This window comes from Micromonospora sp. A3M-1-15 (genome assembly GCF_024213425.1).
Classification (GTDB): domain Bacteria; phylum Actinomycetota; class Actinomycetes; order Mycobacteriales; family Micromonosporaceae; genus Micromonospora; species Micromonospora chersina.
Window position 1 is genome coordinate 193,709 of the sequence record NZ_JANAVK010000004.1, and the last position, 25,298, is coordinate 219,006.

The 25,298-nt window shown below is 75.5% G+C and carries 23 protein-coding genes; 11 read left to right on the forward strand and 12 right to left on the reverse strand.

Annotated elements, in window-relative coordinates; all coding sequences use genetic code 11:
* Positions 1-6: 6 nt before the first annotated feature.
* A complete protein-coding gene (locus tag NLX85_RS21360; protein WP_254337836.1) occupies positions 7-1,134 on the forward strand; it encodes a DUF3103 family protein in 1,128 nt (375 codons plus the stop codon).
* An 11-nt stretch (positions 1,135-1,145) separates the two neighbouring features.
* Here the strand turns inward: NLX85_RS21360 and NLX85_RS21365 are convergent, their stop codons facing one another.
* Both NLX85_RS21365 and NLX85_RS21370 read right to left on the reverse strand, forming a co-directional pair.
* A complete protein-coding gene (locus NLX85_RS21365) occupies positions 1,146-1,994 on the reverse strand; it encodes an alpha/beta hydrolase (RefSeq protein WP_254337838.1) in 849 nt (282 codons plus the stop codon).
* A 42-nt stretch (positions 1,995-2,036) separates the two neighbouring features.
* A complete protein-coding gene (locus tag NLX85_RS21370; RefSeq protein ID WP_254337840.1) occupies positions 2,037-2,777 on the reverse strand; it encodes a TetR/AcrR family transcriptional regulator in 741 nt (246 codons plus the stop codon).
* A 107-nt stretch (positions 2,778-2,884) separates the two neighbouring features.
* On the opposite strand from NLX85_RS21370, the gene NLX85_RS21375 reads away from it, so the two are divergent.
* The 5 genes from NLX85_RS21375 (at position 2,885) to NLX85_RS21395 (ending at position 7,943) form a co-directional block, all read left to right on the forward strand.
* A complete protein-coding gene (locus NLX85_RS21375; RefSeq protein ID WP_254337842.1) occupies positions 2,885-4,336 on the forward strand; it encodes an MFS transporter in 1,452 nt (483 codons plus the stop codon).
* Positions 4,337-4,419: 83 nt separating this feature from the next.
* Positions 4,420-5,310 (forward strand): ABC transporter ATP-binding protein, encoded by an 891-nt coding sequence (locus NLX85_RS21380; RefSeq protein WP_254337844.1) that lies wholly within the window; start codon positions 4,420-4,422, stop codon positions 5,308-5,310.
* 30 nt (positions 5,311-5,340) lie between these two features.
* Positions 5,341-6,147 carry an ABC transporter permease gene (locus tag NLX85_RS21385; protein WP_254337846.1) on the forward strand — a complete coding sequence of 269 codons (807 nt, stop codon included), beginning with the start codon at positions 5,341-5,343 and terminating at the stop codon, positions 6,145-6,147.
* A 21-nt stretch (positions 6,148-6,168) separates the two neighbouring features.
* Positions 6,169-7,323 carry a sensor histidine kinase gene (locus NLX85_RS33500; RefSeq protein ID WP_254337848.1) on the forward strand — a complete coding sequence of 385 codons (1,155 nt, stop codon included), beginning with the start codon at positions 6,169-6,171 and terminating at the stop codon, positions 7,321-7,323.
* Positions 7,320-7,943, forward strand: a complete 624-nt coding sequence (locus tag NLX85_RS21395; RefSeq protein WP_254337850.1) for a response regulator transcription factor — start codon at positions 7,320-7,322, stop codon at positions 7,941-7,943. Before NLX85_RS33500 ends, NLX85_RS21395 begins: the two co-directional genes overlap by 4 nt.
* Positions 7,944-7,949: 6 nt before the next feature.
* On the opposite strand, the gene NLX85_RS21400 is transcribed toward NLX85_RS21395, so the two are convergent.
* Positions 7,950-8,864, reverse strand: a complete 915-nt coding sequence (locus NLX85_RS21400) for a L,D-transpeptidase (protein WP_254337852.1) — start codon at positions 8,862-8,864, stop codon at positions 7,950-7,952.
* A 92-nt stretch (positions 8,865-8,956) separates the two neighbouring features.
* Positions 8,957-10,402 carry an alpha-amylase family protein gene (locus NLX85_RS21405; protein WP_254337854.1) on the reverse strand — a complete coding sequence of 482 codons (1,446 nt, stop codon included), beginning with the start codon at positions 10,400-10,402 and terminating at the stop codon, positions 8,957-8,959.
* Between the two features lie 246 nt (positions 10,403-10,648).
* Here NLX85_RS21405 and NLX85_RS21410 point away from each other — a divergent pair, with 246 nt between their 5' ends.
* Both NLX85_RS21410 and NLX85_RS21415 read left to right on the forward strand, forming a co-directional pair.
* Entirely contained in the window at positions 10,649-12,184 is a 1,536-nt protein-coding gene (locus tag NLX85_RS21410; RefSeq protein ID WP_254337857.1) for a hypothetical protein, read from the forward strand.
* Positions 12,181-13,647, forward strand: coding sequence for an NADH-quinone oxidoreductase subunit NuoF family protein (locus tag NLX85_RS21415; protein ID WP_254337859.1), 1,467 nt, complete (start codon positions 12,181-12,183; stop codon positions 13,645-13,647). Before NLX85_RS21410 ends, NLX85_RS21415 begins: the two co-directional genes overlap by 4 nt.
* Before the next feature lie 49 nt (positions 13,648-13,696).
* Here NLX85_RS21415 and NLX85_RS21420 read toward each other — a convergent pair whose 3' ends face one another.
* Positions 13,697-13,873: a hypothetical protein gene (locus NLX85_RS21420; RefSeq protein ID WP_254337861.1), complete on the reverse strand. Its 177-nt coding sequence runs from the start codon at positions 13,871-13,873 to the stop codon at positions 13,697-13,699.
* On the opposite strand from NLX85_RS21420, the gene NLX85_RS21425 reads away from it, so the two are divergent.
* Together NLX85_RS21425 and NLX85_RS21430 are read left to right on the forward strand one after the other, a co-directional pair.
* Entirely contained in the window at positions 13,851-14,258 is a 408-nt protein-coding gene (locus tag NLX85_RS21425; RefSeq protein ID WP_254337864.1) for a redoxin domain-containing protein, read from the forward strand. The genes NLX85_RS21420 and NLX85_RS21425 overlap by 23 nt on opposite strands.
* Positions 14,255-15,133: a cytochrome c biogenesis CcdA family protein gene (locus NLX85_RS21430; protein ID WP_254337866.1), complete on the forward strand. Its 879-nt coding sequence runs from the start codon at positions 14,255-14,257 to the stop codon at positions 15,131-15,133. Before NLX85_RS21425 ends, NLX85_RS21430 begins: the two co-directional genes overlap by 4 nt.
* Here the strand turns inward: NLX85_RS21430 and serS are convergent.
* The 5 genes from serS to NLX85_RS21455 all read right to left on the reverse strand — a co-directional run bounded on the left by serS (position 15,117) and on the right by NLX85_RS21455 (position 20,789).
* Positions 15,117-16,403 carry a serine--tRNA ligase gene (gene serS, locus NLX85_RS21435; RefSeq protein WP_254337868.1) on the reverse strand — a complete coding sequence of 429 codons (1,287 nt, stop codon included), beginning with the start codon at positions 16,401-16,403 and terminating at the stop codon, positions 15,117-15,119. The genes NLX85_RS21430 and serS overlap by 17 nt on opposite strands.
* A 472-nt stretch (positions 16,404-16,875) precedes the next feature.
* Positions 16,876-17,949, reverse strand: a complete 1,074-nt coding sequence (locus tag NLX85_RS21440; protein ID WP_254338774.1) for a MerR family transcriptional regulator — start codon at positions 17,947-17,949, stop codon at positions 16,876-16,878.
* Between the two features lie 47 nt (positions 17,950-17,996).
* The gene (locus NLX85_RS21445) at positions 17,997-19,172 is read right to left on the reverse strand and encodes a trans-acting enoyl reductase family protein (RefSeq protein WP_254337870.1); all 1,176 of its coding nucleotides are present in this window, start codon (positions 19,170-19,172) and stop codon (positions 17,997-17,999) included.
* A 31-nt stretch (positions 19,173-19,203) separates the two neighbouring features.
* Complete coding sequence (locus NLX85_RS21450) at positions 19,204-20,355, reverse strand: zinc-binding dehydrogenase (RefSeq protein WP_254337872.1); 1,152 nt, start codon at positions 20,353-20,355, stop codon at positions 19,204-19,206.
* Positions 20,352-20,789, reverse strand: coding sequence for a hypothetical protein (locus tag NLX85_RS21455; protein ID WP_254337874.1), 438 nt, complete (start codon positions 20,787-20,789; stop codon positions 20,352-20,354). The genes NLX85_RS21450 and NLX85_RS21455 overlap by 4 nt, the downstream gene beginning before the upstream one ends.
* A 165-nt stretch (positions 20,790-20,954) precedes the next feature.
* On the opposite strand from NLX85_RS21455, the gene NLX85_RS21460 reads away from it, so the two are divergent.
* A complete protein-coding gene (locus tag NLX85_RS21460; RefSeq protein ID WP_254337876.1) occupies positions 20,955-23,807 on the forward strand; it encodes a LuxR C-terminal-related transcriptional regulator in 2,853 nt (950 codons plus the stop codon).
* A gap of 13 nt (positions 23,808-23,820) precedes the next feature.
* Here the strand turns inward: NLX85_RS21460 and NLX85_RS21465 are convergent, their stop codons facing one another.
* Positions 23,821-24,372: a thioredoxin domain-containing protein gene (locus tag NLX85_RS21465; protein WP_254337878.1), complete on the reverse strand. Its 552-nt coding sequence runs from the start codon at positions 24,370-24,372 to the stop codon at positions 23,821-23,823.
* 59 nt (positions 24,373-24,431) lie between these two features.
* Positions 24,432-25,109 (reverse strand): BON domain-containing protein, encoded by a 678-nt coding sequence (locus NLX85_RS21470; protein ID WP_254337880.1) that lies wholly within the window; start codon positions 25,107-25,109, stop codon positions 24,432-24,434.
* Positions 25,110-25,298: the final 189 nt, after the last annotated feature.

Genomic DNA, 25,298 nt, shown 5'->3' on the forward strand with positions numbered 1-25,298 from the left:
GTCCACGTGAATCCACGCACCGTCCGCCGCGCCGCCGTGTCACTGGGCATCGCGGTCGCCACCCTGACCGCAGCGGTCGCCACCCCGGCGTACGCCCGGCCCGTCCACTCCGCGCCGCCGGCCACCGCCGCCGGCCCGGTGTCCACCGTCCTCGACGGCGTCGCCCGCCAGGTCGCCGGGGCCCTCGCCGACGAGTCCGCCAGGCGTCGACTGGGCGCCGCCGTCGCCGCCGGCCCGGTGGACCTGCTCGCCGCCCCGGTGAGCGGCCGGCTCGCCGGCGAGCTGCGCGCGGCCAACGAGCGGCTGCTGGCCGCCAAGGGCCTGCCCGCCGGCACCGGCTCGCTGCTGCGGCTGCGCCTGGCCCACCCGGACCTGCGCGAGGCGCTGGCGCGCGGCGAGGCCCCTCTGGTCGCGGCCACCCCGACCGACGACTCGGCGGCGAGCGTCGTGGCCCACGACCGCTCCGGCGGGACCGTGGTGCTGGATGCCGCCCGGGTGCCGCAGCGGCCGGTGCTGGTGGTCGAGGTGGACGGAGAGCGGGCGCTCTCCGCCGGGCTTGCGCTGATGCGCGAGCGGTTGAGCGCGCGCGGGATCGGCCCGGCGGCGTCGACGCGGACCGCGTCGGCCGGGCTGACCGCGTCGGGCGGCTACTGGGCCACCAAGGTCGACGCCGTGCGGCTCAGTGACGACCAGGAGCCCTGGATCAAGGGTGCGGCCGAGATCTACACCGTGGTCGCCGGCTTCGGGCTGGACGGCAAGGCCAAGGTCGACCTGGTGCAGATGCCGTACCTGGACAACGACGGCACCACCTACTACCCGAGCCAGCTACTGGTGCACTTCTCGGCGTACAAGTACAACCTGGCCGATGTCGTCATGATGGAGGACGACGGGGACACCAACTACTCGGCGCTGGTCAAGGCCATCGCGAACGCGCTGCTGGTGATCGTGGACGGTGGCGCGTACACGCCGCTGGTCAACGCGATCCTGGACGCCATCCCCACGTCCTGGTACACCGACGACCCGGACTTCGTGGACGCCTGGTACACGCTGAGCACCACCAGCAGCGGCCGGAAGTACGGCGCGGGCGGCAACGGCTGGATGGACGTCGTCCCGTACTGGGTCTCGGAACTCTGATCCGGCCCGGCTCAGCGGCGGGGGGCCGTGCTGACGACGGTGGGCGAGTACTCGTTCGCCGCCTCCACGGCCCACTCCAGCGCGAAGTCCGCCTCCTCCTCCCAGCCCGGCTCGCCGCCCACGAAGTGCGACCGGCCCGGGAACTCCCGGTAGCTGGTGATCGCCGTCGAGCCGCGGTAGAGGTTGGCGCACGAGGACGCCAGCGACGGCGGCACCACGTGGTCCTCGCCGCCGGCCGTCACCAGCAGCGGCGCCCGGTCGGACCGTTTGGTGTCCACCGCCGTCGCCGAGTTCGGGTCCAGGTTGGCGAACGCCCCCTCGTAGAAGACGTGGCCCGCGGCGGGCACCGCGTACCGCTCCCAGGCGGCGTCCGATTCCTCGGGGCTGATCGTGTTGCCGAAGGTGTAGCGGAAGTCCTCGCGGGTGAACGGCACCGCGCGGTGCCGGTTCGCCGGGTTGCGGAGGATGTCGAACCCTGAGCGCAGCGTGCTGAGCGGCAGCTTCAGCACACCCTTCACCGGGGCGGGGTGCAGGCCGACGACGGCGGCGCCGAGGCCCCGGTCCAGCAGCAGTTGGGCGATGAGGCCGCCGAACGAGTGCCCCATGATGATCGGCGGACGGGGCAGCCCGCGGATGATCGCCGTGTAGTGGTCGACGATTCCGGTGACCCGCTGCGCCGCGATCGGCGTGGGGTCCTCCCGGAGCCGCTCGACGTCGACGTCCATCCCCGGCCAGGCCGGGGTGAGCACTTTGAAGCCGCGCGCCGCGTACCGGTCGACCCAGTGCTCCCAGCTGCGTGAGGTCATCCAGAGGCCGTGGATCAGCACGATCGTGTCGACCCGTCCCGTCGGTGTGCCCATGCCCTGACCTCCCGGTGCCGTGAGGACTGACGTCGGCGGTGGTTACCCGGCCCGGCCGCCGTCACTCCCGCCCGGGACGTGGGTGGCGATGCCCTGGATCAGCAGGTCGAGGCCGAACTCGAAGCGGGTGTCGCCGTCGCCGGCGAGCAGCGCGTCCACGTGCTCCCGCACGTGCGGGTACCGCCCCGCCGGCAGGTTCCGGTAGTACGTGCTGAGCTGCTCGCGCATCCGCGCCCACCACGTCGGCTGGTCCTGACCGGCGGCCCGGACCTTCTCGGCGTACAGGGCGCCCTCGTAGGCGTCGCCGGCGATGTAGAGGAAGAGTCGGTCGAGGAACCACGCTGCCTGCTGGGCCGGCACGCCGCCGGTGCGGAGAACGGCGAGCAGCCCGTCGGTGACCCGCAGGGCGTTCGGACCGGTGGGGATGGTGGCCAGTGAGGCCAGCGCCAGCTCGGTGTGCGCGGCGTAGACCCGGTACGCCTGCCGGGCCACCTCGCGGACCTGCTCCGTCCAGCGGCCCGGGTCGGGCTCGGGCACGGTGATGTCCGCGCTGACCCGGTCGACGAGCAGTTCGAGCAGCTCTTCGCGCCCGGAGACGTGGGCGTAGAGGGAGGCCGGTCCGGTGCCCAGCTCCTGCGCCACCCGCCGCATGCTGAGCCCGCCCAGCCCTTCCCGGCTGAGCACGGCGAGGGCGGCGTCGACCACCGCCTGCTGGCTCAGCGGCTGTCGGGGCGACCTGCTGCGGGGCCGGGTACGCCACGGCGGGGCGGGCTGTTCGCTCACGGACGACCTCCGGGTCAGGGGACTCGAACATCGTACTTGCTGCGAACGCCGTTCGTTGATAGAACAGTGTTCGTCAACGAACGGTGTTCGTCTCGATCGGGGGATCCATGACCACCGAACTCACCGCGCCGCACCCCGCGGCGCCGCCCGCCGCGGGTCATCGCTGGCGCTGGATCGCCCTCGCGGTGATCCTCACCGCCGAGGTGATGGACCTGCTCGACGTGCTCGTCACCAACCTCGCCGGCCCGGCGATCCGGGCCGACCTCGGCGGCTCGCCCACCGTCATCCAGTGGATCGGCGCCGGCTACACCCTCGCCATGGCCGTCGGCCTGGTCACCGGCGGCCGCCTCGGCGACCTGTACGGCCGCCGCCGGATGTTCCTGGTCGGGGTGCTCGGCTTCACCGCCGCCTCGGCGGCCTGCGCGCTCGCCGGCAGCCCCGGCACGCTGATCGCCGCCCGGGTCGCGCAGGGCCTGCTCGGCGCGTTGCTCCTCCCGCAGGGGCTGGGGCTGATCAAGGAGATGTTCCCGCCGGAGCAGCTCGCCGCCGCCTTCGGCGCGTTCGGCCCGGTGATGGGGATCTCCGCGGTCGGCGGCCCCATCCTGGCCGGCTGGCTGGTCGACGCCGACCTGGCCGGCACCGGCTGGCGCGCCATCTTCCTCATCAACGTCCCGCTCGGCCTGCTCGCCGCCCTCGGTGCGGCCCGCTTCCTGCCGGCCTCCCGCCCCGGCCACGCCACCCGGCTCGACCTGCCCGGCGTCGCGCTCCTCTCGGTCGCGGTGTTCCTGCTGGTCCACCCGCTGGTGCAGGGTCGCGAGCTGGGCTGGCCCTGGTGGAGCTTCGCGATGCTCGCCGGCGCCGCCGTGGTGCTGGCCGTCTTCGCCCGGTACGAGCAGCGCCGGCAGCGGGCCGGCCGGGACCCGCTGGTGGTGCCCGCCCTGTTCCGCCGCCGCGCCTTCACCGGCGGCCTGGTCGCGGGGTTGGCCTTCTTCACCGCGTTGGCCGGCTTCTCGCTGGTCTTCAGCCTCTACCTCCAGCTCGGCCTCGGCTGGTCGCCGCTGCGCGCCGGGCTGGCCGGCGTGCCCCAGGCGCTCGGCATGGTGGCCGCCTTCGTGCTCGCCGGCGCCGGTCTGGCCCCGCGGCTCGGCCGGCGCCTCATCCACATCGGACTCGTGGTGGTGCTGGCCGGCGTCGCCGGGATGCTGCTCACCCTCACCCTGGCCGGCTCCGATGTCACCCCGTGGCGGATGACCCCCGCGCTGCTGGCGGTCGGCTTCGGCATGGGCCTGGTCATGGCGCCGTTCTTCGACATCGTGCTCTCCGGGGTCGAGGAGGCGGAGACCGGCTCGGCGTCCGGCACGCTCACGGCCGTGCAGCAGCTCGGCGGCGCGCTCGGCGTGGCGCTGCTCGGCACGGTCTTCCTCGACGGGCTGACCGACTCGGTGTCGCACGCCGTGCGGGTCACCCTCCTCGCCGAGCTGGGCCTGCTGCTGGTCACCGTGGCGGGCGCGTTCCTGCTGCCCCGCCGCGCCCGTGAGGGGGCCGACGGCGGGCACTGAGCGCCGACCCCTGACAAATGTCACGGCCGGAAGATGACGGCCGCTCCGGGGACCGGGCCGCCGGTCCCCGGAGCATCGTTGTCATGACCGACACCCACCCTGCCGTCGAGCTCGCCGGACTCACCAAGACCTTCGGCCCGGTGACCGCCGTCGACGGGCTCGACCTCCGCATCGCCCCGGGCGAGGTGGTGGCCTTCCTCGGCCCCAACGGCGCCGGCAAGACCACCACCGTGGACATGCTGCTCGGGCTGGCCCGCCCGGACGCCGGCACCGTCCGGCTCTTCGGCGGCACGCCCGCCGACGCCGTCCGGCTCGGCCGCGTCGCCGCCGTGATGCAGACCGGCGGCCTGCTCAAGGACCTCACCGTCGCCGAGACGGTACGGATGACCGCGCACTTCTACGGCCACACCCGGCCGGCCGCCGAGGTGCTGGAGCGGGCCGGCATCGCCGACATCGCCGACCGCCCGGTGGGCAAGTGCTCCGGCGGCCAGCAGCAGCGGCTGCGCTTCGCCCTGGCGCTGCTGCCCGATCCCGACCTCATGGTGCTCGACGAGCCGACCACCGGGATGGACGTCGAGGGACGCCGGGACTTCTGGCAGGCCATCCGGGCCGACGCCCGCGACGGCCGCACCGTCCTCTTCGCCACCCACTACCTCGACGAGGCCGACGCGTACGCGGACCGGATCGTGCTGGTCCGCCAGGGCCGGGTGGTCGCCGACGGCACCACCGCCGAGATCAAGAACCTGGCCGCCGGCCGGGTGGTCCGGGCCACCCTGCCCGGCGCCGACCAGGCCGCCCTGGCGGCGCTGCCCGGCGTGCAGTCGGTCGAGGTGCGCGGCGACGCCGTGCTGGTCCACACCGAGGACTCCGACGCCGTCGCCCGGCACCTGCTGACCCGGACCCCGGCCCGGGACGTGGAGATCACCTCGCGCAACCTCGAGGACGCCTTCCTCGCCCTGACCACCGCCGCCTGACCGCGACCGCGCCCATCCCCGGAGCCTGAGATGACCGTCACCGCCCCGTCCGCCACCACCTCGTCCGACCGGGCCGGGAACCGCCGGCCCCCCGCGCTGGGCGGCTTCTCGACCGCCGTGCTCGGCATCGAGATCCGCCGGGTGCTGCGCAACCGCCGCACGCTCGTCTTCATCCTGATCATGCCGGCGGTGTTCTTCCTCCTCTTCGGCCTGCCGCAGCGCGGGCAGAACCTGGACAACGGCCTGCCCGTGACCGGCTGGATCATGATCAGCCTCGCCGTCTACGCGGCCATGGTCGCCACCACCAGCGCCGGCGCCGCCGTCGCCACCGAACGGGCGCTGGGCTGGAGCCGCCAGCTGCGGCTCACCCCGCTGCGCCCGGCCGCGTACGTGGCCACGAAGGTGGCCACCGCCATGGTGCTCGGCCTCCTCGGCGTGCTTGTCGAGTTCGCCGTCGGGGCGGCCTCCGGGGTCCGGTTGCCGGCGCACGTCTGGGTGGAGTCCGGCCTGACCGCCTGGATCGGCTCCCTCGTGTTCGCCGCCCTCGGGCTCTTCGTCGGCTACCTCGCCCCGGCCGAGAACGTCATGCAGTTCATGGGACCGATCCTGGCCGTGCTGGCCATGCTCGGCGGGCTGTTCGTACCGCTCGACGTGCTGCCCCACGCGCTCCAGCAGATCGCCAAGTTCACCCCGGTGTACGGCGTCGGCCAGCTCGCCCGGGCGCCGCTGACCGGAGCCGGGCTGGACTGGGTCGCGGTCGGCAACGTGGCCGCCTGGACCGCCTTCTTCGGCCTGGGCGCGGCCCGGCTGTTCCGCCGCGACACCAGCCGCGTCTGACGCGCGACCGCGGAGGTTAGCGTGTTCACCGTGGGCCTGCCGCGCGATCAGAGCCGGCCGGTGAGCCGCCGCTGGCGGATCACCGGCTGGCTCCTGGCCGCGGTCTGGCTCTTCTTCCTCAACATCCCGCTGCTCACCGCCCTGCACCAGCCCGAGGTCTGGCGGCGGGTGCTGGGCGCGGTCACCCTTGTCGCCTTCGGCCTGCTCTACGTCTGGGTGTTCGAGTGGGCGCGCGGCATGCGGCAGGCGCACCGGAACATCCCCCGCGGTCGGGCCTGGGCGGCCCTGGCGGCGCTGCTCGGTCTCGGCCTGGCCGGCATCCCCGGCACCGAGGGGGACTGGCTGACCACACTGGTCTTCGTCGCGGCGGCGGCGGTGTTCCTGCTGCCGTCGCGCGAGGCGCTGCTGGTGGTCGTGCTCGCCGCGCTGACCCCGCCGGTGGCGGCGGCGCTGGTGCCCGGCTGGGAGGCGGAGGGGACGGTGGTCTTCGCCGTCGTGCTCGCCTCGTTCGCCATGTTCGGGGTCAGCCGGCTGGCCCAGCGCAACGCCGAGCTCCAGGCCGCCCAGCAGGAGATCGGCCGGCTGGCGGTGGCCGAGGAGCGGGCCCGCACGGCACGGGACCTGCACGACATCCTCGGGCACTCGCTGACCGTGGTGGCCGTGAAGGCGGAGCTGGCCGGTCGGCTGCTGGAGCTGGATCCGGCCAGGGCGGCCACCGAGATCGCCGACATCGAGCGGCTGGCCCGGCAGGCCCTCGCCGACGTGCGGGGCACCGTCGGGGCGTACCGCGGGGTGAACCTGGCGACGGAGCTGGCCGGCGCCCGCTCGGCGCTGGCCGCCGCGGGCATCGCCGCCGACCTGCCGGAGACGGCGCCGGCGCTGCCTGCGGAGCGGGACGAGCTGTTCGGCTGGACGGTCCGCGAGGGGGTGACGAACGTGGTCCGGCACAGCGGCGCCCGGCGCTGCGAGATCCGGGTCGAGCCGACGGGCGTGGAGATCCGCGACGACGGTCGGGGCCCGGCCGGCGAGCCGGAGGCGGCCGGCCACGGCCTGGTGGGGCTCCGCGAGCGGGCCCGACGGCTGGACGCCACGGTCACCGTCGGCCGCCCGCGCGGCGGCCGCGGCTTCCTGCTCCGGGTGACGGTGCCCGAGACCGGACGGGGGACGACCGGATGACCGAGCCGATCAGGCTGCTGCTCGCCGACGACCAGGCACTCGTCCGGGGCGCGCTCGCCGCGCTGCTGTCGATGGAGCCGGACCTGACCGTGGTGGCCGAGGTGGGGCGGGGCGACGAGGTGGTGCCGGCGGCGCTGCGGACGCGGCCCGACGTGGCCCTGCTCGACGTGGAGATGCCCGGCCTGGACGGGGTCGCGGCGGCCGCGGCGCTGCGGGCCGCGCTGCCCGGCTGCCGGGTGCTCGTGGTGACCACCTTCGGCCGCCCCGGCTACCTGCGCCGGGCCATGGAGGCGGGCGCGAACGGCTTCGTGGTCAAGGACACCCCGGCCCGCCAGCTCGCCGACGCGGTCCGCCGGGTGCACGCGGGGCTGCGGGTGGTCGACCCGACGCTCGCCGCGGAGACGCTGGCCACCGGGCCGAGCCCGCTCACCGAACGGGAGACCGAGGTGCTGCGTACGGCCCGGGGTGGCGGCACGGTCGCCGAGCTGGCGGCGGCGCTGCACCTCTCCGAGGGGACGGTGCGCAACCACCTCTCCGCGGCGATCGGCAAGACCGGCGCCCGCAACCGGGCCGACGCCGTCCGGGTGGCGGAGGAGAACGGCTGGCTGCTCGGCGACTGAGCCGGCTCAGGCGGTGGCCGGCGGGGCGGGAAGCTGGTCCACCACCACGACGGCGGTGCCGGGGCGCAGCGCCGCGAGGAGCTGCCGCTGGCCGCTGCGGGTGAGCCGGATGCAGCCGTTGGTGACGTTCCTGCCGAGCGTGTCGTCGGTGTACCAGCTGTGCAGTCCGATGTGGGCGCCGCGCAGCCCGGTCGGCACCGCGCCCGGGTCGTCGGGGATCGCGCCCAGGGCGAAGATGTCGACCCCGCCGTAGACGTCCTGCGGGGGCGGCGTGCGGCCCAGGACGAAGGTGCGGCCCAGCGGGGTGGACTGGCCCGGCATGCCGAGGCTGACCTCCCAGGAGCGCACGGCGCGGCCGTCCCGGAACCAGGTGAGCCGGTGCGGGCGGCGTTCCACCACGATCTGGTCGGGCAGCGCGACGGTGCTCCAGCCGCCGGCCGGCAGCCAGGCGATGCGGCGGTTGGCCGAGGGGAGCAGGACCGCGGTCCAGCCGACCCGCCGCTCGACGACGGGCACGGTCAGCTCGACGCCGCTGATGGTCGGGGCGAGGAAGGCCAGCGGCCGGCCGCCCGGCGCGTCGTAAGCGGCCACGGTCCGGGTGGGTGTGAGCCCTTCGGCCAGCGGTCGGGTGTCGGCCGGGTCCGGGTCGGCGGGGAACCCGCCGGGCGCCCGGTCGTAGGTGACCACCGGCAGGTCGTCCGGGGCGGGCGCGGCGGCCGGCACGGACTCCTCGGGGGTCGGGCTCGGCTCGTCGGGCGCGGGCGGGATCGCCGCGGTGGGTGCGGCGGCGACCGGCGCCGGGGCCGGACCGGCGGTGAGGGCACGCCCGACCAGCAGCGCGGCCGCCAGCAGCACCGGTACGCCGACCGCGGCGAGCAGCCAGCCGAAGGTCCAGCGCGAGAAGAATCGGTCAAACAGCACGATCGATACTGTAATCGGGCAGGAGGCCCCCCGCGCCGCGAAACGGCGGTGCGGAGGGCCTCCGGTTCGGTCGGGCGGCCGGACCCTTCCGGTCAGGACAGCTTCGCGCCGATGTGGATGGCGATCGCGTCGTGCGCGTTGACGGTCGCGGCGAACCAGCCGCTCGAGTCCACGGTGATCACCGGACCGCTGCACGAGCCGTTGCTGAAGTCGCCGTGGATGACGTCGCAGTAGCGGCCGGCGGGCAGGCCGGTGTAGTAGGACCGGCCCGTGACGGCGAAGTCCTCGTCGTTGAGGGTGAGGTAGCCCTTGCCGGACCGGCTGAACGCGATGTGCTGCCACCCGTTGTCGTACCAGTTGGCGACACCGGCGCCCTGGGTGGCGTTGGCGAAGCCGACCATGTTGGCGATCACCCGCCAGCGGTGCTCGCACTCCCAGCCCGAGTAGCAGGTGGTGTTCGAGGTCTTGTTGCTGGCGTCCGAGGGCGGGCCCTGGTCCTTGTTGCTGAACGTGTAGCTCGACATCACCGCCGGGGTGCCGTACGGCCAGGCGAGCATGAAGGCGTTCGCGAGGGCGTACTCGCCGCGGTCGCGGTAGGTCAGCACGCCGCCGTCGCGCTGGGTGTCGTGGTTGTCGGTGAAGACCACCGCCGAGCCGCCGGGCAGGTAGCCCCAGGACTCGCCGAAGTTCCGCAGGTACGCCAGCCGCTCGCTGTTGAACATCCGGGCCAGGTCCTTGCCGTACCGGAACTCGTGCACGTCGCCGTTGCCGGTGTACTCGGTCGGCTGGATCGGCTCGCCGGCGCCGTATATGACCTCCTGCACCAGGTACGCCGAGCGGGACAGCTTGCCCTTGATCGCGGCGATGTCGGCGGCCGGCATGTGCTTGCTGGCGTCCAGCCGGAAGCCGTCGACGCCGAGCGAGAGCAGGTCGTTGAGGTACGTGGCGAGCCGGGTGCGCACGTAGTCCGACTCGGTCTTCAGGTCCGCGAGGTTGACCAGCTCGCAGTTCTGCACCTCGTACCGGTCGCCGTAGTTGGCGATGTCGTTGTTGCCGTTGCGGCCGCAGTAGTGGAAGTCCTGCGAGCCGTAGGTGCCCGGGTAGTCGTAGTGGCCGTAGGTGCTGCCGGCCCAGCCGGTGCCCCCGTTGTCCTGGCCGGACATGTGGTTGACCACGGCGTCGACGATCACCTTGACGCCGGCGTTGTGGCACGTGTTCACCATCGACTGGAACTGGGCGCGGGTGCCCTTGCGGGACTCGATCCGGTAGCTGACCGGCTGGTAGGCCACCCACCACTGGTTGCCCTTGACGTGCTCCTGAGGCGGGCTCACCTGGACGTAGCCGTAGCCCTTCGGGCCGAGGACGGTGGTGCACTCGTTGGCCACCGAGGTCCAGTTCCACTCGAAGAGCTGGACGATGACCTTCTTGCTGCCGGGGGTGGAGGCGGCGGCCGGGGGAGCCGCCACGGTGGTCGGGACGAGCAGGCTGGCGACCAGGCCCAGGGCGAGGGCCGCCGAACGGCATCGACGTCGATGCATCGGGACTCCTGAGGGGTGCGGCGCGGGGGAAGGATCAGGTGTCGACTTCTTGCAAGTCGGCCTGAAATTTTCGGCAAGGTTACAAGCGTGTTGCAAGACCTGTCAACGCATGGACATACGTCGTTGCGAAACGCGCTACACGCGCCCCGGAGCCGGACGGTTCGACGGACCGGCCGAGAAATTCGCCACCGGAGGTGATCCGCCCGTGCCGTCCGTCCGTACTGGAGGAGGGAGCAGGGTCGGCCGGTGGGGCGCCGCCGCGAGACGATCGAGGAGCAGATGGGCCGGGCAGAGCAGATCGAGAAGGCGACGACCGTCCGGACCACCAGCACCAGCCGTGGTGCCCGGACCATGTCGAGGTCCGCGATGGTGGCGCTCGCCGCGTCCGCGCTCGCCGTCGCGTGGGCCGGCCTGGAACTGGCCGGCGCCGGCACCGTCATGTACTCGTACGGATTCTTCTTCACCGAGTTCTTCGCCGGGGTGGTCGCCCTGGTCTCGCTCAGCCTCACCGTGATGCTGGGGCTGCTCGCCACCGACCGGCTGGTCCTGCTCATCCGGCACCGGGTGCTGCTCCAGTCGGCGCACCGGGCCACCGGCGTCCTCGGCGTGGCCGGACTGGTCTTCCACGTCATCACCAAGATCTCGACCGGCCGCGCCGCCCCGACCGACGCGGTGGTGCCGTTCCTCGGCGGCCGGGGCCTCTACGTCGGGCTGGGCACCGTGGCCGCGCTGCTGATGGTCGGCGTGCTCTGGACTGGCATCGTCCGGGTCCGGTTCGCCGGCGTCGGTCCGCGGTGGATGTGGCGGGCGCTGCACTCCATGGCGTACGTCTCCTGGCCGTTCGCGCTGCTGCACGGGCTCAACGCCGGCCGGACGGCGAAGACCTGGGTGGTGCTGAGCTACCTGGTCTGCGTGCTGCTGGTGGTGGTGGCGCTGCTGGTCCGGCTATCCGTCCACCTCGGCAAGCGCAGCCGGGAGCAGCACCAGGCCGCCGCCCTGAACAAGGCGATGGCCGGCAAGGGGGAGGAGCGCACCGGCCTGCTCGCCGGGCTGACCCGCCGGAAGGCCACCGCCAAGGAGGAGAGCCGCTCCGGCCGGGGCCGCGAGGGCGGCTGGGCCGAAGCCACCGCCACCTGGACCGCGCCGGCCGGCACCGCGCGGCGCCGCGACCCCGAGCGGTTCGCCGTACCCGTGGTGCCGGAACCCGGGACGCTGCGCGAGCCGGTCCGCGCGGCGGCCGCCCGGCGCCGCGACGACGAGCGGCCCGCCCGCCGCTACCGGGACGAGGAGGAGCGGACGCCCCGGCGGTCCCGCGTCGACGTCGACGCCCGCTACTCGGCCCCGCCGGAGAGCGGCGGACGCCACTCGGCCCCGCCGGACACCGGCTCCCGCTACTCCACGCCGCCGGACGCCGTCGCCCGCTACTCGGCCCCGCCCCGGCGGGACGAGCCGGAGGAGCCCTGGGACAGCCCGCGCCGCTGGGCGAGCCGGCCGGTCTCCGGCGAGCCCGTCTCGGCCGGCCCGATCTCGTCGGCGCCGCGCAGCGGCAGCGGCCGGCACAGCGTCGAGGAGGACGTGCCGGAGGAGCCGGACTACTGGCGCCCGCCGGCCCGCTACGCCCCCGACGACGCCTTCGTCGACGACACCCCGACCCTTGTCGACCTCGCCTCCCGGCGGGCCCTGCGAGCCTCCGGCGAGAGCCGGCCGAGCCGGCGCAAGCGGGCCAACGCGGACGCGGTGGACGGGGCGTACTGGGCCGGCCTGCGCGGTGAGGCCAAGTGATGCGCACGACCGTGCCGCCGGTGGCCTGCGTCGGCGAGCCCCGGCTCACCGCCGGCTTCGCCGAGTTCGGGAGACTCGACCTGCTGGCACACGAGGAGGTGCACGGCCCCATCGGGCCGGTGGAGCCGGCCGCCCTGCTCCGGCTCGCCGAGGCGATCGACCTCAAGGGCAAGGGCGGGGCCGGCTTCCCGTTCGCCCGCAAGCTGCGCGCCGTGCTGGAGTCCTGCGAGCGGCAGGACCTGTCCGCCGTGGTGGTGGTCAACGCCACCGAGGGGGAGCCGGCGAGCTGGAAGGACAAGGTGCTGCTCAGCCGGGCCCCGCACCTCGTCCTCGACGGCGCCGCGCTTGCCGCGTACGCGCTGGACGCCGAGGAGATCGTGATCGGGGTGGCCGACGACGACGTGGGCCGGCCGTCGCTCACCGAGGCGTTGCGGGAGCGGCGGATGCCGGTGCCCACCACCATCGTCACGGTGCCGCACCGGTTCATCTCCGGCGAAGGCGGCGCCCTGGTCAACGGGATCAACGGGCTGCCGCACATCCCGCCGGGCACCAAGAAGCGGTCCAGCGACTCCGGGGTGAACGGGCTGCCCACCCTGCTCTCCAACGCCGAGACCTACGCCCAGCTCGCGGTCGCCGCCCGAATCGGCCCGTACGAGTACGCGGCGCTCGGCACCGACGACGAGCCGGGCACCGTGCTGCTCACCGTCACGGGAGCGGCCAAGCGGCCGGCCGTGGTGGAGTGCGCGGCCGGCACCCCGCTGCGCGAGATCCTGGAACTCTGCGAGGTGCCCGACGGGCCGGGCATCCTGATGGGCGGCTACCACGGCAAATGGATCACCCCGGAGGCGGCGGAGCGCGCCGAGGTGTCCCGCAAGGGGCTCGCCGCGGTCGGCGGCACGCTCGGCGCCGGCATCATCGTCCCGCTGAGCCGGGACACCTGCCCGCTCGGCGAGGCCGCCCAGGTGGTCCGCTACCTGGCCGGCGAGTCCGCTGGGCAGTGCGGCCCCTGCAAGATGGGCCTGCCCGACCTGGCCCGCGCCGTCGACCTCGCGGTCTCCGGCAGCGCGCCCATCGAGGTGGTCCGCGCCGCGGCCGGCGACGTGAAGGGCCGCGGCGCGTGCAGCCACCCCGACGGCACCGCCCGGTTCGCGCTCTCCGCCATGGAGGTGTTCGCCGAGGACCTGCGGCTGCACGCCACCGGCGAGGGCTGCGGCAAACGGGTCAAGGGCCTCATGGGGCTGCCCGGCGCGCCCGACGGCAACCCGCAGAAGCTCACCCTCGACTGGTCCCGCTGCGACGGGCACGGGCTCTGCGCCCACGTGGTGCCGGACTTCATCCGGCTCGACGGCAACGGTTACCCCGCCTTCCCCGCCACCCCGGTGCCGACCTGGCTGCGGCAGGGCGCGCTCAAGGCGGTCAAGGTCTGTCCCGAACTCGCGCTCCGGCTGGTCAAGGCCGAGTAGCCGAACCCCGAGGAGACGCGGATGCCCCCACGTACTGCCCGCCGCCTGGTCACCGCCGCCGTGCTGGCGCCACGCTGCCGGGCGCGGCGTCCTGCGCGGTCGGCCCCGAGCGGGCCACCCCGGTCGGCGTGGTGGCCGCCGCGTCGCCAGCCGCCGCCCCGGCCGGGTCCGCGTCGCCGGCCGCTCCGGTGGTCCCGGCCCGGGTGCCGGAGACGCTGTCGTTCACCGCGAAGACCCTGGACGGTACGGCGTTCTCCGCCGCCGCCCTGGCCGGGAAGCCGGTGGTGCTCTGGTTCTGGGCGCCCTGGTGCGCCACCTGCGCCAGCCAGGCGTGGACGGTCGCCGAGATCGCCCCGAAGTACCGGGACACGGTGCCGATCGTCGGCGTCGCGGGACTGGGCGAGCAGAAGGCCATGAAGGAGTTCGTCACCGAGTTCGACCTGGCCGGCACACCCCAGCTCGACGACCGGTCCGGGACGCTGTGGCGCCGGTTCGAGGTGGTCGAGCAGAGCACCTTCGTCATCGTGGACCGGGACGGGCGGGTGGTCCACCAGGGCTTCCTGGACGGGGAGTCGCTGACCCGCCAGGTCGACGCGCTGGCCCGGGGATGACCGGCGGGCTGCTGCTGGCGCTGACCGCGGGCATGCTCGCCGCGGTCAATCCGTGCGGCTTCGCCATGCTGCCCGCGTACCTGTCGCTGCTGGTCGCCGGCCCCGCCGACGGTCGCGGCGCGGTCGGGCGGGCGCTCACCGCCACGGCCGGGCTGACCCTGGGGTACGCGCTGGTCTTCGGGGCCTTCGGGCTGGCCGTCGCGCCCCTGGCGGACTGGCTGCGCCCCCGGCTGCCCTGGCTGACCGTGACCCTCGGCGTGCTGCTGGCGCTGGCCGGCTGCTGGCTGCTCGCCGGCCGGCGGCTGCCCACCGCACGCCCGTTCGCCCGGGCGCCCCGGCTCACCCGCACCTGGCCGTCCATGGTCCTGTTCGGGGCGGCGTACGCGCTGACGTCGCTGACCTGCGCCATCGCCCCGTTCCTGGCGATCGTGGTGACCAGCCTGCGGGCCGGCTCGACGCTGAGCGGGCTGGCGCTCTTCGGCGCGTACGCGACGGGGATGGCCCTGGTGGTCGGGGTGGCCGCGCTCGGCGTGGCGCTGCTGCGCGGCCGGCTGGTGGCCGGGCTGCGCGGCGCCGGCGCGTGGGTGCCCCGGCTGAGCGGCCTGGTGCTGCTGGTCGCGGGCGGCTACGTCGCCTGGTACGGCTGGTACGAGGTGCGCCTCGCCCTGGGCCGCCACGACGCCTTCGGCGACCCCGTCGTGCGAGCCGCGGCCCAGGTGCAGCAGACCCTGGTCCGCACGCTCGACACGGCCGGCCCGGCGCTGCTCGCGGCCGCCCTGGTGCTGCTGGTGGCCGCCGGCCTGCTCCGCAGACGGCGGCGGGGGCCGGACGAACCGACCCCCGCCGCGCGTCAGGCGGTCAGCGGACCGGGGTGAGCCGGTCGGCGCCGAGCTTGTCGCGGAGCACCTCGGGCACCACGACCGAGCCGTCGGGCTGCTGGAACTGCTCCAGGATGGCCGGGAAGAGCCGGCTGGTGGCCAGCGCGGAGCCGTTGAGGGTGTGCACGAAGCGGGTCTGCTTGCCGCCCGGCTCCCGGTAGCGGATGGCCGCCCGGCGGGCCTGGTAGTCGCCGCCCCAGGAGACCGACGACACCTCCTTGTACTTGCCGGTGCTCGGCATCCAGACCTCGACGTCGAGGGTCTTCTTCATGGCGGCGCTGGAGTCGCCCGCCGCGAGCAGGCTGGTCTGGAAGTGCAGGCCCAGCTTCTCGACCAGGCCCTCCACGTGGCCGACCATGGCCTCCAGCGCGGCGCCCGCCTGCTCCGGCAGCGTGAACTGGAAGATCTCCACCTTGTTGAACTGGTGGCCGCGCACCGTGCCGCGCTCGTCCGAGTGCGAGCCGGCCGCCTCGCGCCGGTAGCACGGGGTGTAGGCGAACGCCTTCAGCGGCAGCTTGGCGGTCTCCAGGATCTCGTCCTGGAACGCGCCGAGGATCGCCGTCTCCGCGGTGGGCAGCAGGAACTGGCCGCGCGGGGCGGACTGCTTGTCCAGGTGGTAGACGTCGTCGTAGAACTTCGGGAACTGGCCGGCCGCGAAGCCGGCGCTGTCGAGCAGCAGGTGCGGCGGGAGCAGGAACTCGTAGCCGGCCTGGATGTTCTGCTCGATCAGCCAGTTGACCAGCGCCCACTCCAACCGGGCGCCGAGGCCCGTGTACATCCAGAAGCCGGAGCCGCCGAGCTTCACCCCGCGCTCGTGGTCGACCAGGCCGAGCGCCTTGCTCAGCTCCACGTGGTCCCGGACCTTCTCGACGGCCGGCGGCTCGCCGAAGGTGCGCACCACCCGGTTGGCCTCCTTGCCACCGGCGACCACGTCGTCGGCGGGCAGGTTCGGCAGCTCGCTCATGGTGCCGCGCAGGCGGGACTGCACCTCGTCCAGCTGGGACTCCAGCTCGGCGAGCTGCTTGCGCTCGGCCTCCGGCGCGACCGGCTCCGGCGTGGTGCCGGACCGCTTCGCCTCCGCGTACGCCCGCGCCTCGGCCTTGCGGCGCTGCCGCTCGGCGTCGATCTCCATGATCAGGGCACGGCGTTCCTGGTCGAGCCGCTGGATGTCGTCCAGCGCCCGGTTGACCTCGGCGGGATCCAGACGCTTCGCCAGCGCGGTCGCCACCGCCTCGCGATCCTTCCGGATCAACTCCATGTCGAGCATGCTGCTCGTATGCCTCCGTCCAGGCAGTCAGGTGGGACCCCCAGATGCTACCGTCGCGTCCCGTTCCGCCCGCCCCGGCCCGCGCAGGCCGCCGTCCGATCGGGCGTCGGCGCCGGCGCGCCCTCGACGGTCACGGTGGGTGACAGCGGCCCCGCCGGCGACCTGATGTGACGGTCAGTGACGAACGCTGGCCTCCGATGGCGGTCGACGCCGCAGTCCCGCTCGGTCACGGGCCGCTGAGCTGCGTGTTCGCTCGAACCCCCCGCCGCCCCCGCCGCCCCCCGCCCCCACCCACGACCGACTTTGCTCTGCAGCCACGGACGCATCGGTCGCGGTCCGTGCCTGCTGCGCGGATGGCTGCAGAGCAAAGGCGCGCTGAAGGTGGGGTGGGGGTGGACGCCGAAATGACGCACGGTGACAGCGGGCGTGCCCTGAGGGCGGGACGTCCCGCGCCCGCCGTGGCCGGTCCGGGTCAGAGACGGACCGGCATGAGGATGGAGAAGACGTCCTCGTCGTCGGGCCGGCGCACGGCCAGCGGGGCGATCGGCCCGTCCAGCTCCAGCACGAGCTGGCCCCGGCCGCCGGCGTCCAGGGCGTCGAGCAGGTACTCCCGGTTCACCCCCACCCGCAGGCCGTCCGGGGCGTCGGGCCCGAGCACGCGCAGCCCGCCCCGGTCGTCCAGGCCCAGCACGACCACCTCGTGGTCGACCCCCGCGTACTCCCGGAGCAGCACCGGAGCGCCCTCGGCGGTGAGCGCACGCCGCAGCGCCCCCACGTCGACGGGGATCCGGTGGGCGGGCGCGTCGGCGACCTGCCCGTGCAGCAGGCGGCGGTAGTCCGGGAAGTCGTACGGCAGCACGGCGGCGGTCACCGGCCGGCCGGCCACCGAGACCTCGACCCGGTCCGGGGCCACAGTGAGGTACGCCTCCGGGGTGATCCCGGCGCCGGTGTCCAGCAGGGCGCGCAGCGCGTCCACCGCGTCCGCCGGGAGCAGCGCGCGCACGGGCCGGCCGTCGACCTTCCCGCCGACCCGGGCCACGGCCAGCCGGTGCCGGTCGGTGGCGACCAGCCGGACACCGTCCGGCTCGACCTCCAGCAGGACGGCGGAGAGCACCGGCAGCTCCGGGTCGGTGCCGACGGCGAACCGGACGGCGTCCACGGCGGCGGCCAGGTCGGCGCGGCGCAGCACGAGTCGGGTGGTGGTCATGGTGGTCTCCTCCGGATCGATCAGGGCGCGGATCCGGGAGAGCTCACGGCGGGCGTCGGCGAGGCCGTCCTCCAGGCGGCGCAGGTGCGCGTCCAGCAGCCGGTGCACCGCCGCCGGCCGGTGCCGGTGCCGCAGCGCCTCGGCGATCCCGGCCAGCGGCATGCCGACCCGGCGCAGCCCGGCGACGAGGCGGGCCGGGGCCACCTGGTCGTCGGTGTACCAGCGGTAGCCGGTCGCCGGGTCCACCAGCGCCGGCACCAGCACGCCGGAGCGGTCGTAGAACCGCAGCGCGCTCACCGTCAGCCCACTGGCCCGGGCCAGCTCGCCGATGCTGCGCAGTTCGCTCTCCACGACGCCGGATCCTGGGGCCTCAACCCGGTCGAGGGTCAAGCGTCCAGCACCCGGAACGTGATCCCGGCCCGGACCAGCCGGTCCAGCAGGGCGTCGCCCATCGCGGTCACCGGGGTCACCTGCCCGGCGGTCGCCGGCAGGTCGTCGAAGGCCAGGCAGAGCGCGGACTCGGCGAGCATCTTGGCGGTCTCGTCGTAGCCGGGGTCGCCGCCGGCCACCTCGGTGCGTACGGTCCGGCCGCCGCCCGTGCCGACGAACCGGACCCGGAACCACGACTTCGCCCGCTGGGCGGCGCTCGGGCCCTGGCCGGAGGAGAGGCGGCCGAGCAGCCAGCGCCGGGTGGGCGGCAGCTTCACCAGCCCCACCACGCCGGCCAGGCCCACCCCGGCGGCCAGCACGGTGGGCAGCCGCTTCACCGCGGCGAAGTGGCGGTAGCGGAAGTCCGGGCCGTACTCCGGGCGGGCCGCCGCCGACCGGCGGACCACCTGCGGGTCGATGGTGGGCAGCGGCACCGCCCACAGCCCGAACTCCTTGACCCGGCCGACCCGGCCGGGCACCGCCCGGACCCGGCGGCCCTCCGGCCGCGGCTCGACCGCCTTGCGCGCCTTCGCGGCCCGGCTCATCTCGCCCGTCCGGGAGAACGCGGTGAGCGCCGAGTGGTACGTCCCGGCGGAGAACCGCCCACCGGCCCGGACGTAACCGTCCACGGTGACCGGGCCGTCCGTGGGCAGGTGCTTGACCGTGAACCAGGCGCCCAGGTCGTGCGGGATCGAGTCGAAACCGCAGGCGTGCACCAGCCGCGCCCCGGTGCGCACGGCCTCGGCATGGTGCCGCACGTACATGAGGTCGACGAACTCCGGCTCGCCCGTGATGTCGAGGTAGTCCGTGCCGGCGGCGGCGCAGGCCGCGACCAGCGGCTCACCGTGATGGATGTACGGGCCGACGGTGCTGGCCACCACCCGCGCGCTCTCCGCCACGGCCCGCAGCGACGCCGGGTCGGTGACGTCGGCGGTGAGCAGCGGCAGCCCGGCCAGGTCCGGGTCGATGGCGGCCAGCCGGTCCCGCACCCCGGCCAGCTTGCCCGGGTTGCGGCCGGCCAGCGCCCAGCGCAGCCCGTCGGGGGCGTGCCGGGCCAGGTACTCGGCGGTCAGGCCGCCGGTGAACCCGGTGGCGCCGAAGAGGACGAGGTCGTACGGGCGGTCGTCGCGCATCCGCCGAGTGTGCCACCCCGGGCCGCCGCGATCACGGGGAGAAGACCGCCCGGACGCAGCCGTCGGCCCGGTCCCGGAACAGCGCGTAACCGTCCGCGCCCCGCTCCAGCGGCAGCCGGTGGGTGGCCAGGTGCTCGGTACGCAGCTCGTCGCGGGCCATCCGTTCCAGCAGCATCGGGATCCAGCGCTGCCCGTGCTGCCGGCCGCCGCGCACGGTCAGCCCCTTGTCGAGCACCGCGCCGAGCGGGAAGGTGTCCACGAACCCGGTCCCGGTGCCGAGCAGCACCACGGTGCCGCCCTTGCGGCAGGAGTGCACCGCCTCGCGCAGGGCCGACGGCCCGTCCGCGCGCCGGCCGGGCCGGCCCGCGAACAGCCCCGGCGACCGCGCCGCCGGGCCGACCGCCTCCACGCACACGTCCGGGCCCCGCCCGCCGCTGCGCTCCCGCAGTTCGGCGGGTACGTCCAGGTACCGGAAGTTGAGCGGCTCCGCGCCGACGTGCCGCTCGACCATGCGCAGCCGCTCGTCGTGGTCGTCGACCACGATCACCCGGTCCGCCCCGCGCAGCCGGGCCACCGCCGCGGTGAGCTGGCCGACCGCCCCCGCGCCCCAGATCGCCACCACGTCGCCCGGGGCCACCTCGCCCAGCTCGGCGCCCATCCAGGCGGTCGGGGCGGCGTCCGAGGCGAAGACCGCCCGGTCGTCGCTGACCCCCTCGGGCACGGTGAACGCGCCGACGTCCGCGTACGGCACCCGGACGAACTCGGCGTGGCTGCCGGCGAAGCCGCCGAGCAGGGCCGGTCGCCCGTAGCAGCCGCCGGTGGGCTGCCCCCACTCCGGCTCGGCGCCGGCCGTGCCGGTCGTCCCGTTGTCGCAGCAGGCGAAGAGGCCCTGCCGGCAGAACCAGCAGGCCCCGCACGCGATCCCCGCGCAGACCACCACCCGGTCGGCGACGCGGTGCCGGCGTACCTCCGGCCCGACCTCGACCACGTCGCCGAGGAACTCGTGCCCGAGCACGTCCCCGGCGGCCAGGTGGGGGACCTGTCCGGCCAGCAGCGGCAGGTCGGCGCCGCAGGTCACGCTCCGGCGGACCCGGACGATCATGTCCTGGGCGTTGCGCAGCTCCGGGTCGGGCACCTGCCGGACCGCCAGCGTGTCGGCGCCCTCCCAGCAGAGGGCCCTCATCCAGCCGTCCCCGGACGGTCCAGCCGCGAGCGGTCCGCCCGCAGCACCTCCCCGGTCTCCACGAGCTGCTTCGCCTCCCGCAGCGCCTGCCGCAGGAACCGGCCGGGATCGTCCCCGACCAGGTGGGCGGCGAGCCCCGGCAGCGTGGGCTCGCCGCCGAGCGGGCGGACCGCCAGTTCGGTGCCCCGGCCGCCGGGGGCCGGGCGGGCCGCCAGCTCGACCGCCCCGTCGAGCCGGCGCAGCGGTTCCGGCCAGCGCCCGGGCGGCAACACCACCTCGGGTCGCCCGGCCACCGTCACCACCTGCCAGCGTCCGGGCCGCGGGTCGGGCGCGGCCGTGGGCGGGCGGCGCCGGTGCCGGCGTACGAGGGCCAGCGCCCCGCCCGCCAGCACGAGGGCGAGCCCGTCGCCGGCCAGCCGTCCCATCCGTGCCACCTGTCCCTCCCGTCGTCGCGGGCCGCCGGGCGGCCGGGTCCGCGCGGCCGGTCGCCCACGTGCCTCCAGGGTGCGGCCGGGCGGGGTGAGCGGGGTTCGCCCCGAAGGGGTGAACCGGCCCGGGCCGGGTAACCGCTGCCCGCACCGACCCGGGGGAGGGGCCGTATGCCGGATGAGGCTGACCGCGTCGAGGTCACCCCGTCGCCGACCGACGTCACGACCGAGACCGACGTGACGCCGGGCTGGGGCGGGTCGGCGGGGGGCCTTGGGGTGGTCGGCCCGCCACTGCTGGCGTCCCGGCTCTCGCCGGCGGCGCTGCCCGAGCCGGTGCTGGTCCGGCCCCGGCTGCTGGACCGGCTCGACCGGGGCGCCGCCGGGCCGGTCACCCTGGTGCTCGCGCCCGCCGGCTGGGGCAAGACGACGCTGCTCGCCGGCTGGGCCCGGGCCGTGCGGGGCGAGCCGCCGCCGGCCTGGGTGACGGTGGAGGCGGGGGACACCGGGGAGCGGCTCTGGGCCTACCTGGCGGCGGCTCTGCGGGCCGCCGCCGACGGGGTGCCGGGCGAGGGGCCGCAGCCGCCGGTGCCGGACGGCCCGCCCCGGCCGGACCAGCTCGAACTGCTCGCCGCCGCGCTCGCCGCCCGGGAACGCCCGGTGCTGCTGGTCCTGGACGACCTGCACCGGGTGACCGACCCGGCCGCGCTGGCCGGGCTGGAGTTCCTGCTCCGGCACACCGAGGGGCGGCTGCGGGTGGTGGCCGGCGCGCGGACCGACCCGCCGCTGGCGCTGCACCGGTGGCGGCTGGCCGGTGAGCTGACCGAGATCGGCCCGGCGGAGCTGGCGTTGACCCCCGACGAGGTGGCCGACCTGCTGGTCGCGCACGGGGTGCCGCTGCCGGCGGCGGCGGTGCCGCGGCTGGCCGACCGGACCGGGGGCTGGCCCGCCGGCCTCCGCTTCGCCGCGCTGGCGCTGCGCGCCCAGGCGGACCCGGCCCGCGCGGTCGACCGGTTCACCGGCGACCAGCCGGACGTCGCCGGGTACCTGCGTGACGAGGTGCTCGCGCCGCTGGACCCGGCCGCCCGGGACGTGCTGCGCCGCAGCGCGGTCGCCGCCGCGGTCTGCGCCGATCTGGCCGACGCGGTGACCGGGCGGCCGGACGCCGGTCAGGTGCTGGCCGACCTGGCCCGGGAGGGCGGCTTCGTCCAGCGGGACGGGAGCAGCCCGCCCTGGTACCGGTGCCAGCCACTGCTGGCCGACCTGCTCCGCGACGAACTGGACCGGCTGCCCGCCGACGAGCTGGGTGAGCTGCACCGGCGGGCCGCCGGCTGGTACGCGGACCACGACCGGCCGGCCGAGGCGCTGCGGCACGCGCTGGCCGGGGGCGAGTGGGACACCGCCACCGAGCTGCTGATCGCGCGCTGGCCCGAGCTGGCGCCGTACGAGCGGGACCGGCCTGCTGCCCCGGCCCCACCCGAGCCGCCGGCCGAGGCGGTGCGCCGGGACCCCGAGCTGGCGCTGGCCGGCGCGGCCGAGCGGGCGTACGCGGGGGATGCCGAGGCGGCCGCGGGACAGCTGCGGCGGGCCGTCGAGCACGCCCGCGACCTGCCCGCCCCGCGTCGGGACCGGTTCCGGCGGCTGGCCGTCGCGGTCGAGCTGACCCTGGCCCGGCTCGCCGGGGACCACGACGAGGTACGCCGTGCCGCCGGCCGGCTGCTCGCCACCGGTGCGCCGGACGGCCCGGTCGACGACCCGCGGGCCGGTGCGGCGGAGGACGCCGACGTGCGGGCGGTCGCCGGCACCGCGCTCGGGCTGGTGGCGCTGGCCGAGGGGGACCTGCCCGAAGCCGCCGCGCGCTTCGCCGAGGCCCTCGCCGCGGCGCGACGGGCGGGCCGGCCGCGTACCGAGCTGGTCTGCGCCAGCCGGTCGGCGCTGCTGGACGCGGCGCGCGGCGCGCTGCGGAACGCCGAACGCCACGCCCGGGAGGCGCTGGCCCTGCCGTCCTGCGAGGGCTGGTCGTCCCGGTTGGACTGCGGGTACGCGTACCTCGCGCTGGCCCTGGTGGCCTGGGACCGCGACGAGCCGGCGGAGGCCGCGGCGAACCTGACCCTGGCCGGGCCGGCGACGGCGGAGCCGGGCGCGGCGGCGCTGGCCGCGCTCTGCCGGGCCGGGCTGCTGGCGGCCGGCGGGGAGCCGGCGGCGGCGCTGCGCGCCCTCGCGGCGGCCCGGGACACGGCGCCCGGCCCGGAGCTGGGCGCCTGGCTGGCCGCCGACGAGGCCCAGCTGCGCGCCGCCGTGGGGGACGTGGAAAGCGCCCGGACCCTGCTCGCCGACGCGGGGGCCGGCGCGACGGACGCCGTGACCGCAGCCGATCCGGCCCGCGCGACGGGCGCGGGGTCGACCGGCCCGGAGCCGGGCGGGGCAGGCGGCGGCCAGGCCGCCCTCGACGTGGCGCTGGCCCGGGTGCGGCTGCGGTCCGGTGACCCGCGCGAGGCCGGCCGGGCGCTGCCGGACTGGACCGGCCCGGACGCGGCGGCGTGGCCGCTGTCCGTGCGGCTCGCCGCCGGGCTGCTCGACGCGGTGCTGACCGGCGTTAGCGGTGACGGCCGCCGGGCCGGGCGGATCCTGGAGCAGGTGCTGGACCTGGCCGAGCCGGAGGGCTGTCGGCGGGTCTTCACCCGCGCCGAGCCGGGGGTCCGCGACCTGCTCGCCGCGCACCTGGACTCCGGCACCGCGCACTGGCCGACGGTGAGCGACCTGGTCCGCGGGGCCGACGAGCGCCGGGCCGACGAGCCGCCGGAGCGCCCGGCCGGACCGGAACGGACCCTGGACGAGCCGCTGACTGAGCGGGAGCTGACCATCCTGCGCTACCTGCAGAGCATCCTGTCCAACGTGGAGATCGCCAGCGAGCTGTCGCTGTCGGTCAACACCGTGAAGACCCACGTGCGCAACATCTACCGCAAGCTGGACGCGACCCGCCGGCGGGAGGCCGTCCGGCGGGCGCGGGAGCTCCGGCTGATCTGACCGGGCCCCTGGGTCAGGGGTTCGCGGCGGCGTCCACGGCGGCCAGCAGGTCGGCCAGGTCGTAGCCGCCGTCGTGGCGCACCTCGTTGACGAAGAGCGTCGGGGTGGCGTCGACCCCGCTGCGGATGCCGCCGACGAAGTCCTGCCGGACCCGGTCGGCGTGGGCCTGCCGCCCCACCTCCGCGCCGACCTCGTCGGGTGGCAGCCCGAGCTGCTCGACGCCGAGCGACAGGTGCACGGGGTCGAGCTGGTCCTGGTGCTCGTAGAGCCAGTCGTGCATCTCCCAGAACCGTCCCCGCCGGCCGGCCGCCTCGGCGGCCTCGGCCGCGCTCTCCGCGTACGGGTGGACGTTGGCGATGGGGAAGTGCCGGTAGACCAGCCGGACCGTGTCGACGCGCTGGCGCAGCACCTCGGCCAGGTTGGCGTACGCGGCGCCGCAGAACCGGCACTGGAAGTCGCCGTACTCGACGAGGGTCACCGGCGCGTCGGCCGGCCCGCGGGCGTGGTCCGTCGCGGTCACCGGGACGTGCAGGCGGGCGGTGGTGACCTGGAGTGGCGTGGTCATGGTTCCCACCCTCGCCCGTGACCGGGTGAGCCGGGATCACCCCGCCCGGGTGGTCCGCCTCACCGCCTCACGGTCACGTGGTTGTGCACCTCCCGGATGCCGGGCGCGTTCCACACCACCCGTTCGATCTCCGCGCGCTCCGGCGCCGAGTGGACCATCCCTTCCAGCAGCACGGTGTCGCCGTGCACCCGGACGCTGATCCCCTCCGCCTCGGTGGCGGCGTTGCGGGCCAGCGCGTCCACGATCCGCTCGGCCAGGTCACGCCCGTCGGCGCGCGCGCTCGGCCGCACGGTGATGCCGTTGCTCACCCCGCGTACGCCGGTGAGCCGGGCGACCGAGCGTTCGGCGGCGCGGCGCTGGTACTCCCACTCGACCTCGCCGTGCAGGGTGACCCAGCCGTCGGCGACGGTCACGTCGAGCGCCTCGATCGGCACGAACGCGTCCCACTCCAGTGCGCGGCTGGCGGCCGTGGCGATCTCCGGGTCGCTCTTCTCGGCGGAGGTGGCGATCCGGACGGCGACGTCGTTGGCGACCGCCCGGACGCGGGGCACCCGGTGGGCGGCCCGCTCGGCGGCCCACTTCTTGGCGTAGCTGTCCACCGAGCCGCTCAGCGTCACCACGCCCTCGGTGACGGTCACCCCGATCTCATTGGGCCGTACGCGGGGCTCCCAGGTCAGTTCGTCGAGGACGGCGGTCTGGATCTCCTGGTCAGTACGGGTGGTCGTCGCGGTGGCCATGCTGCCCTCCCGGGTCGGTTTCGCGGTTCGCCGGGCTCCGCCGCCGGCACGGAGTCCCGCAACCCCGATCCTGCGCGCACCCGGGGTGACCCGCCCTCACCCGATCCGGGTGGGAACCGAGGGCTTGGGAGCGCTTCCATCATCGGTTAGTGTGAATGTCGCCTGCCGCTCCCGTCCCACCACCCCGGG